The sequence below is a fragment of the Bacillus cereus group sp. TH152-1LC genome (assembly GCF_027710505.1).
GTDB classification, from domain to species: Bacteria; Bacillota; Bacilli; order Bacillales; family Bacillaceae_G; genus Bacillus_A; species Bacillus_A mobilis.
This window is the reverse complement of the sequence record NZ_JAQFNK010000001.1, coordinates 581,471-598,665: the sequence shown is the minus strand read 5'-3', so window position 1 is coordinate 598,665 and position 17,195 is coordinate 581,471. Positions and strand designations below refer to the sequence as shown.

The following is a 17,195-nucleotide window of genomic DNA, read 5'->3' as shown; positions in this document are numbered from 1 at the left end:
AAAAACATCTATCTCTCCAGTTATATTCATAAATAGAGAAACAGAAAACGTAAATCTTGGTGAAGCAGGAATCATAACAATAAGTAAAAAAAGCAGGCATTAATTCGCCTGCTTCTCATTATATATATTTTTTTCTAGTTTTGGAAGAGTCTCTAGTATTTTCATTAAATAATTTCCGTAATCTGCCTCTCCTAAGAAGATTTCATACAACTTTTTACCTGCATTTATTTCTTCTAAAATTTTCTCAGATGTCGCAATAAAGGACTCTATAATGTCATTAAAACTATGTTCCTCAACAATGTATTTTATTCCCTCTAAGTTTTCGCTAATAATACCCATTTTACGGATTTTGAATTTTGTTATCATATTATTGTTTAATCCATAAGAAATAGGACACACTTTTAATTTCTTATAATCCTTTATTTCATTATCTGTTAAAGTATGGATTCTTTCTAAATAATAATCTCCAATATCAATCACATGCCCAGTTGCAACATTAGGAAAATACTCTGAGCATCTAATAAGATACCCCATAAACAATTCGCTGCATACATCTTTATTTAAGCCATCTAAAGCCTTTTCTTCTTCTATCTTAAAGAAATGTTTGTTCATTTCTCTTAGAAGTATTTCAATTTGTTCTAGAAGATAATCCATATCTTTATTTTTAAACTCAATTGCCTCTTCTCCATATTCAATTAGGTGATGCAATCTATTTTCTAAATAATCATCCTCTAATAATATACTTCTTGTTAATAATGCTTTATTTCTTTCCCTAATACTATTCATCATACTTTCTATTCCTACTTCACATAATTCTTGTTTTGCTGACTTAGTTAGGTAATGAAAATCTTGTTCTAAATAAAACTGATTAAACATTTTAGACATTCCCGTCAATTCAGTCGTAAAATTCTTTTTAAAGGGACTAAGTTGTTCAATGAATTCATATTCAAGAACACAGGTACTATATAAATCCCTTAACTCTTTTGATAAAGATTGTTCTGTACCACGTTCATTTCTTAGTAAATGCGCATCTCTATTTATAAGTCCCTTATATTTTTCATCCTCAAGAATATTTAAAATTCGTTTGTTATTTGTCATCACTTATTCTCCTTTTTGTTTTCTAATTCAGCCATAATTTCTTCAATTGTTTCTAAGTTAGCTGCCAAGCTTTCAGAATGCTTCAATATTTTACTCTCTACTTTTGAATCTATAGCTTTCTGATATGCATCTAAAATAAGCAACCACGCATTTAATAAGGTCTCTAGCTCTTCTGCATCAAATAATTCTTTTAGTTGCTCGAAATGTTCGCATATTTTAAAGAACCCTTCGTAATCGTATTCGTGTACGTATAATTCATTTTTTTCGTTTTCTCTAACAAGTTGATATGTAAGAAATCTTATCTTACACTTTGGATAAACTTCTTTTAATTCATCAAACATCGCACGATATATTTTCCCTGCAAAGTATCTGTGTATTTCATTAACAAAATAATCATTCATGTCATCGATTCCTGTTAAACAACTTATTCTATATTGAAACAAAAGCGCATCACTATGGGAACTTAAGCCTAATTTATAATTGTTTTTTCTGCTTTCTTTTACATCAAAGTATATATACATTGCTTCTTTCATTATTTCTATAAATTGCTGCTCCAGAAAATCATACACACTCTCCGATACCTCTTCTGCTTCCTCTCCATTTTTCATTACATATTCCAGTCTATTTTCAAGAAAGTCATTTTCAAACATTGTTCCGTGAAGCAGCAGTCTTTGTCTATTTACATAGAATGTTTTTTGTAAACCTTCAATACCAGCAACAATTAAGTCTTTTTTTGTGCCTTCTTCCATTCTCTTAATAGTTGTGTTATATCCAAATAATTTAGCTAACAGCGTAGAAAATACTTTTTTATCAGAATTAACACCTGAAACTTTATAAGGAGAAAAAACAGTAATTAAATACCCTACTCCCTCTAGTTCTCTTTTTAACTTTTCTATTGTTTTCTTTGTAGGTCTATATGGGTTTTCAATTATTGTTTCTTGTTCTTTCTTTCTATTCTCTTCTCCAATTTGTTCTTTTATTTGTTTCTTAAGTTCTAATTTATTTATGCTTTTTAGTTCTTCAACCAGCTGTTTCCCTCGTTTCATAAACATTTATTTTTCTCCTTTTCTATTTTTTTCTTATGATATCACAAATGAAATATTAATGGGAAAAGCCTTCCATACTATCCTTTGAAACATTCTTATATATTTTAATGAGATTTAGAATTCAATTTTAATTTTATTGAATTCTAAATCCAAAATAGATTTCTGAATTCACATTAACCTGATATAATAATAGTAAAAAAGGGAGATTAAACGATGAAAGAAGATTTATTTTTTTTATTAGCACATCAGCAAGAAGCAGTAGCTATTCAACTTATTGAAAATGGACATTACTGCTTAAAAGATATCGATGAAGATGGGACCCCTGCCATAGTAGCAGCAACCCTCTGTAATTGCTTTGAAGTGTTGAAGTATCTAATTGAAAAGAAAAATGAAAACATTAATGAAGCAGGAAACAACGGAGATAATGCTTTGAATTATGCAGCCTTCAATGGGAATTTGAATATGTGTAAATATCTAATTGAAAAAGGCATTAATATACACCATACAAATAACAAAAAACAAAATGCTTTACACAATTGTTTTAAACGCAGAATAAAAATTGATGTGATTGACTTACTAATAAACAATGACATCAATTTTTATGCAGAAGATTCATTAGGCTTTAGCCCTATCATACATGCAGTACAAACCAACAATATTGAAGCCGTTAAACGTATGACACAATCTAAAACATTTAATATCAATAAAAAGGTCTTTAATCATACTAAAAGCATTGTTGACTATGCTTGTTCTTCAGAAATGATTAATCTATTTGAACAGTTTTATTCTAAAATGGATAATTTTTCACTCGAATCCCTTTATCACATTAGATTTAAATTCATTCTAGCCAAACAATAATACCTTCTTAACATTAACATCCTTTTCAAAGGATGTTTTTTATATAAAAAAACGAGGAGAATTTTCCTCGTTTTAACTAATTACACCCTTATGAATCTTAAATTAACTCTAACTTTTTATTTTAAAATTTCTTATGATTACATATATTATTTAACTATCTTTCTTGTGCCTGTACCTCAGACTATATTTTCTATTCCTACAGGAAGAAAATAACTTAGATTGTCAGTAATTCGATTTCCAACTCGATAACCAAATGCGCTTGGCTGCCCATTCAATAAAAAACAACCTACCATAATGTGACCATCTAAAGTTCCGTTCTCTGTTCGAAAAGAAGCTTTAGGTAATTCAACGTATTTTTGATACACGGCTAAATAATCCGTATAAGATTTATTAGGGTCTTCCATTATCTTGCTACCCTTATTATCGTAAATCTCTACAGTATCTCCTTCTCTTCCGAAACATGGCTTCTTTATGTACGGAACCCTATTTAGAAGAAATGTCTCTTCTTCTAAATATGTAGGGAGAAAATGTGTACGAATCCATTGGCGCTCTTCCTCTGTAAAGAAATCACTGTTTTCTTCATGCAATCCCCAAATAACAGCTTGTACCGCTTTAGTTTGCAACAGAAATGCACTCGGAGGATTTATGAATGCCAATTTATTTTCTTGCACTAGTTCTAATAGCTGCAATCCTACTTTTGAGCCTGTATCTGGGTCTTTATCTAAAATTAAACTTTCAATAGGAAACGTTTGTCTATATAAAACATCTATAATATCTCCATCCGGGTCAATAAGACCCTCTCCCTCGATAATACGTAATTCTTCTAAAGGCACATATTTCGAAGGCACCCCCGCAATTTCTTGAAGATATTTTACAGTGTATTTATCTTCTTCATTCTCATCGTGCGAAGTGAATACAATATTAGGAAAATTTCTTTTTTCTAACTTAGCATAAGCCTCTTCTATCGCTGCACGAATTTCTTTCCCTAAACGTTCTTCTTCTTTTTCATTCGGATTTACTAAGTTGAATTCATCGCAAACTAAACCATTAATATGGAACAACTCTTTAATAAATGTAGGCGTATCGCTATTGATTTCCATTACACAATAGGCATCTTTAACTTTTACCAAGTCCAAACGAGAGATTACACTTTCTGCCCTTATTGTCTTTAATTTTATAAATTTCAAAGTTTCTCTTGGAAAACCCATTTGCATTAACGTTTCATCGTCGACATTCCTTAACAGCCCGCAAATTTTAAAAAACACTTGAGCAATCTTTTCTGCTGCTGTTTTAATTTTTGCTTCTTCCTCTTCACTAATTCGATATACATCATACAAACTATATTCTTGTCCGTACATATTAGCCCAGTAATTCGGAATTTCTCCATAAAAGTTTTCCCTTTTCGATTTCTGCGCGTTCATTAGAAAGTACCTACTTTCTTTTATTTTTAAACTACTTATGTTATCTTACCTGCTCTTCCTACTGTCATTTATAACATATTGAAAAAGTTTAAAAATAAAATTCCAGAAAAACATTTTCGAAGTTTTAAAGATGATATGATACATTTGTCATTTTATTAATAAAGGGGAAATTAATTATGAATTTAACATACTACATTGAACGTATGTTTAATGAGTTCGAAGAGTTCTATCAATACAGAAAAGACAGCATTTCCGAAGATGAGATTTATGCGAGGCAGCTCTGTGAGTATTTTGTTAAATCCGGGAAACAATATCAGTTAAAGTCAACTGAAATGAATGGTGAAGAAGAAATCCTTGTCCTTGAAGAAATGGGAGAAGTCACTACATTTTCCGATGAAAAGAATTATTCGGGATTAGGATTAAATATTGAATTTCGTCTATACAATGCTTTTGGTGACATGACTCTTCTATCAGTAAAGCATATGAACTCACATTGGGAAGTAATACGCTATCTCCTAAAAGATGTTGTTGATGTACCTAATCGTGGGCAAATGCTCAGAGACAGTTCCGAATTAGATGAAGATAGACAAGTATATGTTATATATGTAACAGAACTACCTTCCTAATACTGAAACACCCTCACGTTTTATCATTGATGTGGGGGTGCTTTTACACACTACGCCAAATTCTTTTACCAAAACAAAAAAACCAACTACAATTTCGTCGCAGTTAGCCTTCTTGTTGAATATACACTGTGAATATTTCCTGGTCCTCGCAACTCAAATAAACAATACTATACATACCTAATTCTTCGCAGTAAGGACATTTATCCGGAAGCTCTTTGATAGGAGATATAATGGATTTCTCACAGCATTCACATTGAACAACCGTACATGTATATTTGTTTCTTTTCAACGTGAGCACTCTCCTTTAATTGCACCTGTAATAAAACTTCATCTTATTATATTAATTAGATGAGTGTTATGCAATACGAAGTTAACTAAAATTAACAAATAAACCCATCCCCTATATTTTTTGTTTAAAATTCAAGTCAGCCACCAAATCCTTTACTTCCACTTCCAAAACCATTTCCACCTTTAAACGATGAACTATTCTTGTAACTTTTATATGAAGAATTGGCATACAAAGAATTTTTGTTCGGATAATACATACCACCATAATAATAATGCCCATAGTGCGCGGAATTATTGTCTCCACATTTATACACTCCATCACCCTTATCAAATTTCCAATTCTTACATTCACCATCTTTTGGTTTAGGAGGCACACTTTTTGCGCAACCACTCAATCCTATCGCAGTTATACCAGAAATAATACCAATCATTAATTTTTTGGTTTTCTCCATACATTTTTCACTCCTATCTATTAAATTTTTTATGCATCTGATTTTTTCTTTCGTTTCAAATAACGATAAAACATCCAATTCATTAACCTCTTTATTTATCAGAAATGATTCATTCCCAATACTTCTGTATAAATAATATTTTTATTATTTATACAGAAGTTTACAAAACATCACATTACTATCTTCAAATTATTTTTATTTATTCTATGTAAATTACCCACTTAACAAAAAAGCATTGTTTTCTGCCCCTTTTTCTCATTAAACACCTTTTTATAACTCTTAAATTATTTAGTTTTGTAAAAACAAGAAAATGAACTCTTAAAAACAGGCGATATTTTTATATATTTTATAACATAATTATATAAAAATTTATGGATTTATTTCTTTTTGGTTTACATTTATGAAATTTTAAAAAATATTTCCTACATACATCATGAAACATTTGCAACTAGTAAATTGATTATTTTCGGTTCTTTTATTTCTTTTAATATTACATTTCCATTTATCATGATACTTTCAGTGTTCTAAGTCGCTCCGTCATTCCTTATAATATCAATGTTTCTGTACAAATATTATTAATAATATTTGTACAGAAACATACAGGTAAATCACCTTACAAGATAATTTCTAAATCTATTAGAATTCAACCGGATTCTTACATCTCTTTGATTTGCAATTCTGAATAACTTCCCCCTAAATCTTTCTTCTCTTTAAATCAAAATATCCTTAAATTCAAAATAAAAGGTATACTATAGGAAATACATTTCCAAAGGGAGCTGTTAAATATTGAAATCTAGTAAAAAGTACACGATAAAAAAGCAATTAGAAAAGGCAAACAAAGAGTTGTACCAATTAGAACACGCAAAAAAAATTATCTCTACTGAAAAATGTGAATGGAAGCAGCATGGAACTATAAACTCTAGAACCTTACAACCTAGTTATTCCAATATTGTAATTGAATTCGCAGATTTATATTATCCCTGGTACCCTGTACTTGAAAATACAACTCTGCTCTACAATACGTTTAGTTATTTGCGCCCTTATACGATAAAGTTTGTTCACGTATATGGAGTAAAAAAACCATTTCAAGTTTACCTTATCGACCCTTTCAACAATGAAACTACATCAAAGCATTTTAAGTCTTTGGAAAAGGCAACTAAATACATTGATAAATTAAAAATAAAAGTTGAAAAAATGTATCAACAACAAGTAAACAAAATAGATAAATTTGTTGAAGTGAAAGAAAAAGAAATTTCCGTTATTAAAAAAGCACATATCTTTTTTAAATCAGCTTTTTAACTCACATTAGAGACATAGCGCTAGTTATTTTACTAGCGTTTTTTCTTTATCCTTGACATGTATAATTACCCTAATATTAAAGGTGCTTTTAAAAAAAATGGAAAATATTAAACGTTATCACTAAAAGGAGTAAAAAAATGGAACATATCATTCAATTCATTGATTTCTTGAAACAATTTTCTTATCTAGGAATCATTATTTTACTAACTTCAGAAACTATACCCTCAGAAATTATATTACCGATGGTTGGGTATTGGGTATATCAAGGGGATATGAATTTTTATTTAGCCGTATTATCCGGAGTAATTGGAGGAACAACAGGTCCCCTTGGTCTATACGCAATAAGCAGATTTGGAGGAAGACCTTTTATTTTAAAATATGGAAAGTATCTTCTTATTAAAGAAAAGCACATCGATGCATCTGATGTATTTTTTCAAAAATACGGTTATATCGTTGCGTTTATCGGAAGATTTATCCCAGGAATACGAACTGCAATATGCATCCCATGCGGAATTTCTAAAATGAATGCTTGGTTATTTGGATTGTATACAATCATGGCAATGATACCTATTTCTACATTATACGTATATTTAGGACGAAAATTAGGAGAAAATTGGAGCAAAGTTGGTCCTACCCTTTCTACATACTTAACTCCCATCGGAATCTCTATTTTTATACTGCTAATTATTTATATAATAATTAAATTTTTAAAATCCAAAAAATAATTGTCTAATACGGAATCCACTTCTCATATGAATTGGATTCTTTTCTCTTAATTATTCTTCTATCATCTAAAAAAACAAAGAAATCATGCTATAATTAATATAGAGTTGAAGCCAAAAGAGACATAGGAGTGATAAGTTTGAAACAAGAAACGATTTATAATAACGGAGAATTTAAATTAGATATCGAATTTGAAGATGAATATGGAACGTTTCGACTTAAAGAATTACATCTAGGTAGCTATTTATCTGAATTAACATTCGATTTAAAACACAGCGATAAAGTAGTTGAATTTATCAAGTCAATGCAAAATGTTAGAGTGATAAGCTTGAAACAAGAAACGATTTATAATAACGGAGAATTTAAATTAGATATTGAATTTGAAGATGGAACGTTTCGACTTAAAGAATTACATCTAGGTAGCTATTTATCTGAATTAACATTTGATTTAAAACACAGCAATAAAGTAGTTGAATTTATCAAGTCAATGCAAAACGGTAGTAACAGTTAAAGCGAAATCAAAAAACAAAGCAGCTGATATATAATCAACTGCTTTTTCTATTACTAATAACTATTTACAAATTCTTTTATTATTTTTTCAATCATACCACTTTTGTTTTCTTTGCAAATGATTTCTTTTTCATTCCCTCTTAAATCACTAATATAGTATATATCCTGACGGAATCCCCATGATGACTCTGTTTCATATCGAAGTATTATAATTTTATTGCGGAAAACATACACACTTAATTCATAATCCATTTTAGCAATAGATTCGGTATTAAATTCCCCAACCTCAACCACTTTATCATAATCAATATGTTTTTCTAGCTCCACTATAAGTTCTACAATTTTATTTAATCCGTAATTAAACGTAGTTTGAAATTCAATGGATTCTTTATCTATTTTTTCATAATCCCCTACTCCGCACCTCGAATCGATTTTTTTGTATATTGTCGAAATATCTATTTCAGTAAGAGATTGTTTAGGTTGCAGTTTCAATTTCAACATAGAATATTGACTCATATATTATCATCCTTTATCCATTTATTTCTTTAATATAACAAAAAACTTCGTTAATTACGGAGTTTCCCAAAATTTATTTTCATCATATTTTTAACAAAATCATTCATATATTCTTTTTCATACATTTGTTGTTGCGATGAAAAAGGAGCTGAATAATCTGCTCCTTTTATCATATATTAACTTAATTCCATTAGTGGCGTTTACTTAGCCACAACACACCTGATTTGGCGATTCTAGGCACTAGACCAGTAAATGGCAGTTCAAATATACTTCCAAATCCATCATGTTTACCAAGAGAGCCTAAAGTTCCTCTTAATTTTATTTCTCCTGGTTTTTTAGGAGTTTCACCCCTTAAAATATCATATAGTACATCAGCAATTTGAGCACCTTGATGCTGCGCTAATTGTGCACTTGGAGAAAATGGTAACGATGCGCAATCTCCTACGATATAGACATTTTGATGACTAAGCACTTGATGATATTCATTCAATAAAATTTTTTCTTGGCTATCCTGCGCAAACGGGAGTGCTCTAACAAGATAATGAGGTCGAACACCAGCTGTCCATATTGTGGCATCACTTAATAAGCAAACCCCTTTATTACACACCGCTCCCTCTTCAACATAATCAACCTGCGCATTATGAATAACCTCTATATCATTTTCAGCAAACCATTTTTCTACATATTTTTGAACTTTCGGGTCAAACGGTCTTAAAACTGCTTCTCCTCTATCCAAAAGACGTATATTAATGTCTGGTCTACTTTCTCTTATCTCAGCAGCAACTTCAATTCCACTTAAACCAGCTCCAACTACAGTAATACCACTATATGCTTTCGCATTCCCGATTGCTAAAGATGCTTCTCTAGATTTGGATATAGTTTGGATACTATAAGTATTCTCTTTTGCCCCTTTTACATCATGATAATGGTCTTCACATCCTAAACCTATAATTAAGTAATCATACGAAATCTCTTCATCTTTTACAGAGACTATTTTAGTATCAGGGTCGATTTTAGTAATCTCCCCATACACATAATTTACTTGGTCATGTTCCGGAAAAGAAATTCGAACTTCTTTATCTGAAACCGTTCCCGCAGCTAATGCATAAAACTCTGTTTTCAAAGAATGATATGGATTTCTATCGACTACAGTGATTCTTACATCTTTCGGCAATTTTTTCTTAATTAATGAATTAAGGATAGTTGTACCCCCGTATCCTCCACCTAAAATTAATACTTTTTTCATTTCCATAACACCTTACCTTTATTAAAAAATTTATCGTTTTATAAACAGAAATTATTTTCTAGTCAAGTATTCCGACAAAAACTGTTTAATTTCTATCTAAATCTTTTTCGTTTTTTTCTCTAATAACCTCTGTAATTATAAGAATTTCGTTTTTTGAGAAAAATTCGCTTTATTGATTTCAAAAGCTCGAAAAATCTCGTTTTTTGGATATTGTTAACTTCAATTTGTTATTATAGATATGGAGGGATGCAACATGAAATTATTATTAGAAAAAGCCATTCAATTAGCTGTCTTTCATCACAAAGGTCAAGTTGACAAAGGTGGGAACCCATATATTCTTCATCCTCTTGCCGTAATGATGAAAGTTCATAAACTAGAAGAAAAAATAGTAGCTGTACTTCATGACATTATTGAAGATACACCATTAACATTAGATGATTTAAGAAACGAAGGGTTTCCAGAATTCATTGTTGAAGCTGTTGATGCCATAACAAAACGCAAAAAAGAAAGTTATGATTCATATATATACCGTGTTAAACTTAATCCTATTAGTAGAGTTGTTAAACTAGCCGACATTTCTGAAAATCTAGACCTAAGCAGAATTCCAAATCCAACTGAAAAAGATTACTTACGCATTGATAAATATAAACACATTCAACAAATTTTAACGGACGACGCTTGGATTTATGAAAATAAAAAGTGGATTAAAAAAACAGCATAAATAAAATCCTAAAAACAATTACAACTAAAAATGCCCAAATTCACCTTTTTATAAATACTAGGAGAATTTAGAGGCATTTTTTATATGAGTCAAAATGCAAAAAACATTGACATTTTATAGATTTTGCATATTATTTCCACTGAAAATAAAACACAAGGAGGTGTTTATATGAAATTCAAAAAAATTACTGGTACATGTATTTTGCTATCGGCAATATTAGCCTTTTTTCCCGAAACCTCTTTTGCTATTGATACAACTAAACCTTTTGTTCGTTCAGCTACTATTTCTCCGAACTATATTACGAATGGAAACGTTGAAATTCAGCTAAATGCTAGCGATATAGACTCAGGGGTCAAAAGTATTAAGTTACCCGATTCTTCTGTTGTAAACGGTACAACTGCCCTTTTTACTGCTACTCAAAACGGGAAATACCTATTTACAATTGACGACCTTGCGGGCAACACATACACACACACTGTTATTGTTTCTAATATTGACAGAACAGCACCAACCATTTCTCATCTAACTCTTATCGAGAAAAAAGACAAAACTTTCAAAGTCATAGTTGATGCAGATGACAATGTAGAAGTTAAATCCGTCGTTTTAAATACAAATCAATCTATTACCAAAGGAGCTAATGATGCATATTATGTTGCAGACAACTTAGCAACCGCTCCCACTTCTGTTACCGTAACAGATACAGTTGGGAATTCTACAGGCGCAATCAATTTTTTAGACATTCCAACAACTGGATATTCGCCAACTAACGCCACAAAAGGCAACGTAAAAGTATCTATTAATGGCACTCAAAGTTTAAGCTATAAAGTTGGTTTTAACAATTATTCATGCTCCTCAAAACCCTGTACATTCGATTTAGTAAAAAATGATGAAATATCGGCAACTAACTCATCATTAACGAAAACAAGTACAAAAACATTTGAAATTACTAATATTGATAAATCTACATCAGTCTTAAATTTATCAGGCACTAGAGCAAATTCTAAAATCTCTTTAAATTGGAATCTAGCTCTAATTAGCCCTATTGTAACTTGTGAAAGTTTATCCAAAGGTAAAACTACACCTACTGTAATTGGGAATTCTTCTTCTTTCTCTGTACCAAATGAAAGTTTCCAATGCATTGTTTCAGGAAGTTATCAAGGCTACCCAATTGAATCCAATTCATTAACCATACCGCCGGATTATAATCAAACCATCGATGTAATCAATCCGATTGAAAATTACCGTAAAGAGCAATTTACCAAAGCCTATGTAGAGTACAATGAATTAGGCGAAACTTATTACATAAACGTGAATCGTAGTGACAATGGTGATAAGAAAGTTCCTATACCTGATTCACTAAGATAAAAAAAACCTCGCGAAAGCTGGGTTTTTTTCTTTTCTTTTACAATTATTAATAATTATAGATTTTTTAGGAGTGATGATATTTGAATAAAATTAGTGTTATTGGAGCAGGCAGCTGGGGAACAGCACTTGCAATGGTATTGGCTGATAATAATTATAACGTCGTTTTACATTCTCATAGAGAAGCAGTTGCAAATGAAATCAATCAGTACAAAACAAATTCCAAGTATTTACCTGGCATAACGCTTCCTGTCAATATTTCTAGTACAACATCATACGAAGAAGCTTTACAATCTTCTAAAATTGTATTAATTGCTATACCTTCTCATGTTATGAGAAACACAGCAAAAGACATATCTTCTATCTTAGAAAAAGATACTATAATCATCCATGCAACCAAAGGAATAGAAAATGACACGTTGTCTACAATGTCTCAAATATTAAGGGAAGAACTACCATTAGAATTTGAAAATCAAATATGTGTTTTATCTGGTCCTAGCCATGCAGAAGAAGTTGCAAGGAAAATCCCTACAACAATTGTAGCCGCTAGTGAAAATATCGATTTAGCTAAAACTGTACAACAAATATTCAACAATAACTATTTCAGGGTTTACACGAATTCTGATGTAATAGGAGTTGAATTAGGAGGAGCCTTAAAAAACATTATCGCCCTTGGTGCAGGTATATCAGATGGATTAGGTTATGGAGATAATGGGAAAGCTGCTCTATTAACACGCGGATTATCCGAAATTATACGTTTAGGCGTTTCTTTAGGAGCTAGAGAAAGTACATTTTCTGGTTTAACTGGAATGGGAGACTTGATTGTAACCGGAACTTCTAAGCATAGTCGAAATTGGAAAACAGGAAATCTATTGGCTCAAGGATATTCTTTGGAAGAAGCTTTGACACAAATTGGAATGGTAGCAGAAGGAGTAAAAACTACAAAATCCGCTTACCAATTATCTAAAACAACAGACATAGAAACCCCTATTACAAATGAATTATTTAAAATTCTTTTTGAAAATAAGTGTCCTAAACAAGCAACTCACGATTTAATGAACAGAGTACACAAAGAAGAGATATAATTAGATTCGTTTTCAAACATAAACAACTCATTTTTAAATCTTGTCTATGCGCATCGTATATTTTATTGTTTTTATTTAAAAATCATAAAAAAACACTTGTTTTTTAGCTTCGTAAATATTTGTAAGTTAGCCTTACATAATACTTATTAAACATTTAAATTTGAATCCTGCATCTTTGATTACTAACTCAGTAATGATTGATACAGGATTTTTTACATTCTCAACACTTCTTCCAATAATAATTTTTGTCGTTTTATTCTAATTTTAGTGTGTCAAAATGATTAGTTTTTGATTACCAAATACAGCAAAGTAATCTTCTAATCAAAATTCATTTATTTTAATTTTTCCTTGCTCAATTTGTTTTTTCTGTATTTATTTAAAAATAATTTGTGATTTGACTGCTTTTTTGTCTATTTTCTCTATACTAATGAATCAATTCATGTTTTTTTTCTAAAAATATATATTTGGTGAAGAATGATTTTCATTTTAAATTAAGTATCTTGTCGACATATTATAATTTACAAAAAATAAAGAATGGATTTACATGCTGAACGAACAATTTGAGTTAGTAACTTTTAATTTTTAATACAAGAAAAGAGCGCAATTAATTTGCGCTCTTCTTATAACTCATACTCACGGAATCCGTATGTAGAAACAATTTTTGTATCATTATAAACATATTCTTTATTTTCATGGAGATGCCCATGAAAAAATGTCTTAACGTTATTTTTATCTAGTAGCTCTTTAAAAGAATTGAAACCTCTATGAGAATCTGTGGAATCAAAACTCTTTTGGAATGCAGGATTGGAATGCGCAAGGAACACATCCACTTCCTTTAAATCTCTTATATATTCATGTGCTTCCCATTCTTCATATTGAGCAGAATTGTGTTTATTGTTATATCGAGGAGAACCTCCAAATCCCGCAAATACAAAACCATTCAACTCAACAGTTTTCCCGTGAACATGTATAACATTTGTATTAACAAAAGTGTCCAACACATCATGATTACCCAATACACCAATCAAAGGAACGGGATTAGAAAAAGAATTTGTAAAATGATTACTAAGACGCTTTACATCTCTCCAATCAATATCCCCTAATAAAAACACAACGTCAGGTTTTTTATCAGGAATTATCAGTTCTTGTTTATGAATATCCGAATACACGAACACTTTCATCTTTATCACCTATTTTTCAAAATAAAATTATATTTGCAATCTGTAAAATACTTATCAAAAGTATTAAATATGGGAAGACACCTTATAGTTGGTGCTTCCCTTAGTTGTTAATTATTCACATTCAAATCTTAAATAAGTATTTTCTAAGCCTATCCTTTGCTTTAATGTTTTTCCCAAAGCATAATTATTTGGTAATTCTTTTTCAATAACACAAATAATATAACCTGCTTTTCCCGTTGTTAAATTAGTTAGTTGTAAGTAGTTATTGTTGTCGTAGATACAAGAAATAATATATTCGTAGAAATCATTTTCTCTGTCTTCTCTATTCATACCAACATCGTACAACCTAACTCTTGCTCCCGCCCATATTTCCTCATCATCATCAACATTACTTAAAGGTATCCATTTTGAGTTATCCAATATCTCACCCTTTTCTTAATTCCCATACAATAATACTAAGATTTCGGGTTGATTTCAAATATCAACATTAGAGCCTAAAACAAAAAAAGAGTTTACTTAATATAAGCAAACCCTTTAATAAGCTATTCCATTCTTTCTTCAAGATATTTAACTACATCGCCAACAGTTACTAACTTTTCTGCATCTTCATCAGCTACTTCTACGGCAAACTCATCTTCAACTTCCATAATAAATTCAACTACATCAAGTGAATCAGCACCTAGGTCATCTTTGAAAGTAGCTTCTAAAGTAACATCACTCTCAGGCACTCCAAGTCGGTCTACAATAACTTTTGTTAAACGTTCTAATACTGTCATTTTTATTTCCTCCAAATAATATGAATTGTAATTAAATTGTATATGTAAAATATAAAAAACTTCTCAATAGAATTAGTTTTTTCATTCTGGATTTACTACTTGGTATTAATTCCTATCAATAAAATAAAAATCCTTCTTTTTTCACACAAATCCAAAAAAAAATAGTAAAATATTCTACGTTGAGACTAAAACAACAAAGGGGCTATTTATGAATACAGTTCACGAACAATTAATCAATGCTGGTTTTAAACAAACCGAAGATAAGTATATTCTATTCACAGTTTTTGGGGAGTTTATTTTGAAAGAAGAACATAGATTAACCGAGCGATATACCTGTAGAGATTACATAATCAATACCGAATCAGAAACTTTTTCAGGAAAAATATATACAAATAATCCAGAAAACTTTAGCCTTACACTCAACAGGTTATTAAATCAATTCAATTCTTTCAATATGACTAATTTTGTTTTTCAAAAAAACGAAGAAAAACAAATAGAAATACTTATTTAAATACAGAAAATAGAATCAAAGATGCTGTTTGCACAGCTTCTTTTTTAATGATTATTTTTCAAAATCTATTTAAAAGGAATATCATTACTTAACACTAAAACAAAAAAAGTAACTAGATTAATGGAGGTTTTTTTTATGAGAAAATATTTTGGTACTGATGGCGTTCGCGGAGTTGCTAATGGCACTCTTACTCCCGAATTAGCGTATAAACTTGGTCGCATAGGTGGATATATTATTACAAGAGGACAAAAATCCAAAAAGTTTGTAGTTGGACGTGACACTAGACTTTCTGGAGAAATGTTGGAAGCTGCTTTAATAGCTGGTTTAATGTCTGTTGGAGTTAAAGTAATCAAGCTTGGCGTTATTCCAACTCCTGGTGTAGCTTATCTTACAAGAAAATTAAGTGCTCAAGGTGGTGTTATGATTTCAGCTTCACATAATCCTTTCGAAGATAACGGCATTAAGTTCTTTAATCATGAAGGTTATAAGCTAACAGATGAAATTGAGTTAGAGATTGAATCTTTATTAGATGCAACAGACTCGTTACCTAGACCCACTTCCGAACATGTTGGTTCTGTAGAAGTAGGTACTCAATATACAAAATTATTTATTGATTACCTAAAAAGCACAGTATCGAACAATTTTTCAGGATTAAAAATTGTTCTAGATTGCGCAAATGGTGCTGCTACTTCTGTTGCTCCTGAATTATTTACAGAATTAGGCGCTAAAGTCATTACAATTGCCAACAAACCAAGTGGAATTAATATCAATGTTAATTGTGGCTCTACTCATCCAGAAGTTTTACAACAAACTGTTATCCAAGAAAAAGCTGATATCGGTCTCGCTTTTGATGGAGATGCAGATAGACTTATTGCCGTTGATAAAAATGGTAATATAATTGACGGAGACCAAATTTTATATATTTGCGGAATCGCACTTAAAAACAAAGGTTTATTAAAAAACAACACTGTCGTTTCAACAATTATGAGTAATTTTGGATTCAAAAAAATATTAAATACAGAACAGATTAACAATGTTCAAACTCAAGTTGGAGATAGATATGTATTAGAAGAAATGATAAAAAATGATTACGCACTAGGCGGAGAACAATCAGGACATATCATCTTTTTAGATTACAATACAACAGGAGACGGAATTCTAAGTGGCTTACAACTTGTAAATGTTTTAGTAGAAGAAAAGAAATCATTAAACAAACTTGTTTCGCCATTCAAGAAATACCCACAACTTTTAGTCAATGTTAAAGTTAAAGATAAAAACGGTTGGAATCAAAATCAAGACATATTAAATGCTATTCAGACACATGAAGCTGAATTAAATGGCAATGGAAGAATTTTAGTACGAGCTTCTGGAACAGAGAATCTCATTCGCGTAATGGCTGAAGGAGAAACAGAAGAAATTGTAACTTCAATTGTAAACAATATTGCAGATGTAATTAAACAACAACTTAATTAAATT

The 17,195-nt window shown here is 30.5% G+C and carries 19 protein-coding genes; 10 read left to right on the top strand and 9 right to left on the bottom strand.

Annotation, left to right across the window (positions count from 1 at the left end):
- Positions 1 to 99 precede the first annotated feature (99 nt).
- Both PDL00_RS03040 and PDL00_RS03035 read right to left on the bottom strand, forming a co-directional pair.
- Positions 100 to 1,098: a hypothetical protein gene (locus PDL00_RS03040; protein WP_270726278.1), complete on the bottom strand. Its 999-nt coding sequence runs from the start codon at positions 1,096 to 1,098 to the stop codon at positions 100 to 102.
- On the bottom strand, positions 1,098 to 2,150 hold the full coding sequence (locus PDL00_RS03035) for a hypothetical protein (RefSeq protein WP_270726277.1): 1,053 nt from the start codon (positions 2,148 to 2,150) through the stop codon (positions 1,098 to 1,100). The genes PDL00_RS03040 and PDL00_RS03035 overlap by 1 nt, the downstream gene beginning before the upstream one ends.
- 207 nt (positions 2,151 to 2,357) lie before the next feature.
- Between PDL00_RS03035 and PDL00_RS03030 the strand changes: the two genes are divergently transcribed.
- Positions 2,358 to 3,002 (top strand): ankyrin repeat domain-containing protein, encoded by a 645-nt coding sequence (locus tag PDL00_RS03030; RefSeq protein WP_270726276.1) that lies wholly within the window; start codon positions 2,358 to 2,360, stop codon positions 3,000 to 3,002.
- Between the two features lie 176 nt (positions 3,003 to 3,178).
- On the opposite strand, the gene PDL00_RS03025 is transcribed toward PDL00_RS03030, so the two are convergent.
- Positions 3,179 to 4,423 carry a glutathionylspermidine synthase family protein gene (locus PDL00_RS03025; protein WP_270726275.1) on the bottom strand — a complete coding sequence of 415 codons (1,245 nt, stop codon included), beginning with the start codon at positions 4,421 to 4,423 and terminating at the stop codon, positions 3,179 to 3,181.
- A 176-nt stretch (positions 4,424 to 4,599) separates the two neighbouring features.
- Here PDL00_RS03025 and PDL00_RS03020 point away from each other — a divergent pair, with 176 nt between their 5' ends.
- Positions 4,600 to 5,049, top strand: coding sequence for an RNA helicase (locus tag PDL00_RS03020; protein WP_270726274.1), 450 nt, complete (start codon positions 4,600 to 4,602; stop codon positions 5,047 to 5,049).
- Between the two features lie 425 nt (positions 5,050 to 5,474).
- Here PDL00_RS03020 and PDL00_RS03015 read toward each other — a convergent pair whose 3' ends face one another.
- On the bottom strand, positions 5,475 to 5,867 hold the full coding sequence (locus PDL00_RS03015; protein WP_333563524.1) for an aminotransferase yhxA: 393 nt from the start codon (positions 5,865 to 5,867) through the stop codon (positions 5,475 to 5,477).
- Positions 5,868 to 6,575: 708 nt separating this feature from the next.
- Here PDL00_RS03015 and PDL00_RS03010 point away from each other — a divergent pair.
- The 3 genes from PDL00_RS03010 to PDL00_RS03000 all read left to right on the top strand — a co-directional run bounded on the left by PDL00_RS03010 (position 6,576) and on the right by PDL00_RS03000 (position 8,322).
- On the top strand, positions 6,576 to 7,088 hold the full coding sequence (locus PDL00_RS03010; RefSeq protein ID WP_270726273.1) for a hypothetical protein: 513 nt from the start codon (positions 6,576 to 6,578) through the stop codon (positions 7,086 to 7,088).
- 137 nt (positions 7,089 to 7,225) lie between these two features.
- Positions 7,226 to 7,813, top strand: coding sequence for a DedA family protein (locus tag PDL00_RS03005; protein WP_270726272.1), 588 nt, complete (start codon positions 7,226 to 7,228; stop codon positions 7,811 to 7,813).
- Between the two features lie 128 nt (positions 7,814 to 7,941).
- Positions 7,942 to 8,322, top strand: a complete 381-nt coding sequence (locus PDL00_RS03000; RefSeq protein ID WP_270726270.1) for a hypothetical protein — start codon at positions 7,942 to 7,944, stop codon at positions 8,320 to 8,322.
- A gap of 53 nt (positions 8,323 to 8,375) precedes the next feature.
- Here PDL00_RS03000 and PDL00_RS02995 read toward each other — a convergent pair whose 3' ends face one another.
- Entirely contained in the window at positions 8,376 to 8,837 is a 462-nt protein-coding gene (locus tag PDL00_RS02995; RefSeq protein ID WP_270726269.1) for a hypothetical protein, read from the bottom strand.
- A 190-nt stretch (positions 8,838 to 9,027) separates the two neighbouring features.
- On the bottom strand, positions 9,028 to 10,083 hold the full coding sequence (locus tag PDL00_RS02990; RefSeq protein ID WP_098006572.1) for an NAD(P)/FAD-dependent oxidoreductase: 1,056 nt from the start codon (positions 10,081 to 10,083) through the stop codon (positions 9,028 to 9,030).
- 253 nt (positions 10,084 to 10,336) lie between these two features.
- Here PDL00_RS02990 and PDL00_RS02985 point away from each other — a divergent pair, with 253 nt between their 5' ends.
- The 3 genes from PDL00_RS02985 (at position 10,337) to PDL00_RS02975 (ending at position 13,251) form a co-directional block, all read left to right on the top strand.
- Positions 10,337 to 10,804, top strand: a complete 468-nt coding sequence (locus tag PDL00_RS02985) for a GTP pyrophosphokinase (protein ID WP_270726264.1) — start codon at positions 10,337 to 10,339, stop codon at positions 10,802 to 10,804.
- Positions 10,805 to 10,972: 168 nt separating this feature from the next.
- Entirely contained in the window at positions 10,973 to 12,169 is a 1,197-nt protein-coding gene (locus PDL00_RS02980; protein ID WP_270726261.1) for a hypothetical protein, read from the top strand.
- 80 nt (positions 12,170 to 12,249) lie between these two features.
- Entirely contained in the window at positions 12,250 to 13,251 is a 1,002-nt protein-coding gene (locus PDL00_RS02975; RefSeq protein ID WP_270726258.1) for an NAD(P)H-dependent glycerol-3-phosphate dehydrogenase, read from the top strand.
- 620 nt (positions 13,252 to 13,871) lie between these two features.
- Here PDL00_RS02975 and PDL00_RS02970 read toward each other — a convergent pair.
- From PDL00_RS02970 to acpP, 3 genes are all read right to left on the bottom strand, one after another.
- Positions 13,872 to 14,432 carry a metallophosphoesterase family protein gene (locus tag PDL00_RS02970; RefSeq protein WP_270726256.1) on the bottom strand — a complete coding sequence of 187 codons (561 nt, stop codon included), beginning with the start codon at positions 14,430 to 14,432 and terminating at the stop codon, positions 13,872 to 13,874.
- A 111-nt stretch (positions 14,433 to 14,543) separates the two neighbouring features.
- Positions 14,544 to 14,834 carry a hypothetical protein gene (locus PDL00_RS02965; protein WP_270727809.1) on the bottom strand — a complete coding sequence of 97 codons (291 nt, stop codon included), beginning with the start codon at positions 14,832 to 14,834 and terminating at the stop codon, positions 14,544 to 14,546.
- Between the two features lie 140 nt (positions 14,835 to 14,974).
- On the bottom strand, positions 14,975 to 15,208 hold the full coding sequence (acpP, locus tag PDL00_RS02960; protein WP_098005677.1) for an acyl carrier protein: 234 nt from the start codon (positions 15,206 to 15,208) through the stop codon (positions 14,975 to 14,977).
- A gap of 208 nt (positions 15,209 to 15,416) precedes the next feature.
- Between acpP and PDL00_RS02955 the strand changes: the two genes are divergently transcribed.
- Positions 15,417 to 15,719 (top strand): hypothetical protein, encoded by a 303-nt coding sequence (locus PDL00_RS02955; protein WP_270726252.1) that lies wholly within the window; start codon positions 15,417 to 15,419, stop codon positions 15,717 to 15,719.
- A 135-nt stretch (positions 15,720 to 15,854) separates the two neighbouring features.
- Entirely contained in the window at positions 15,855 to 17,192 is a 1,338-nt protein-coding gene (gene glmM, locus PDL00_RS02950; protein WP_098005681.1) for a phosphoglucosamine mutase, read from the top strand.
- The last annotated feature ends 3 nt before the right edge of the window (positions 17,193 to 17,195 follow it).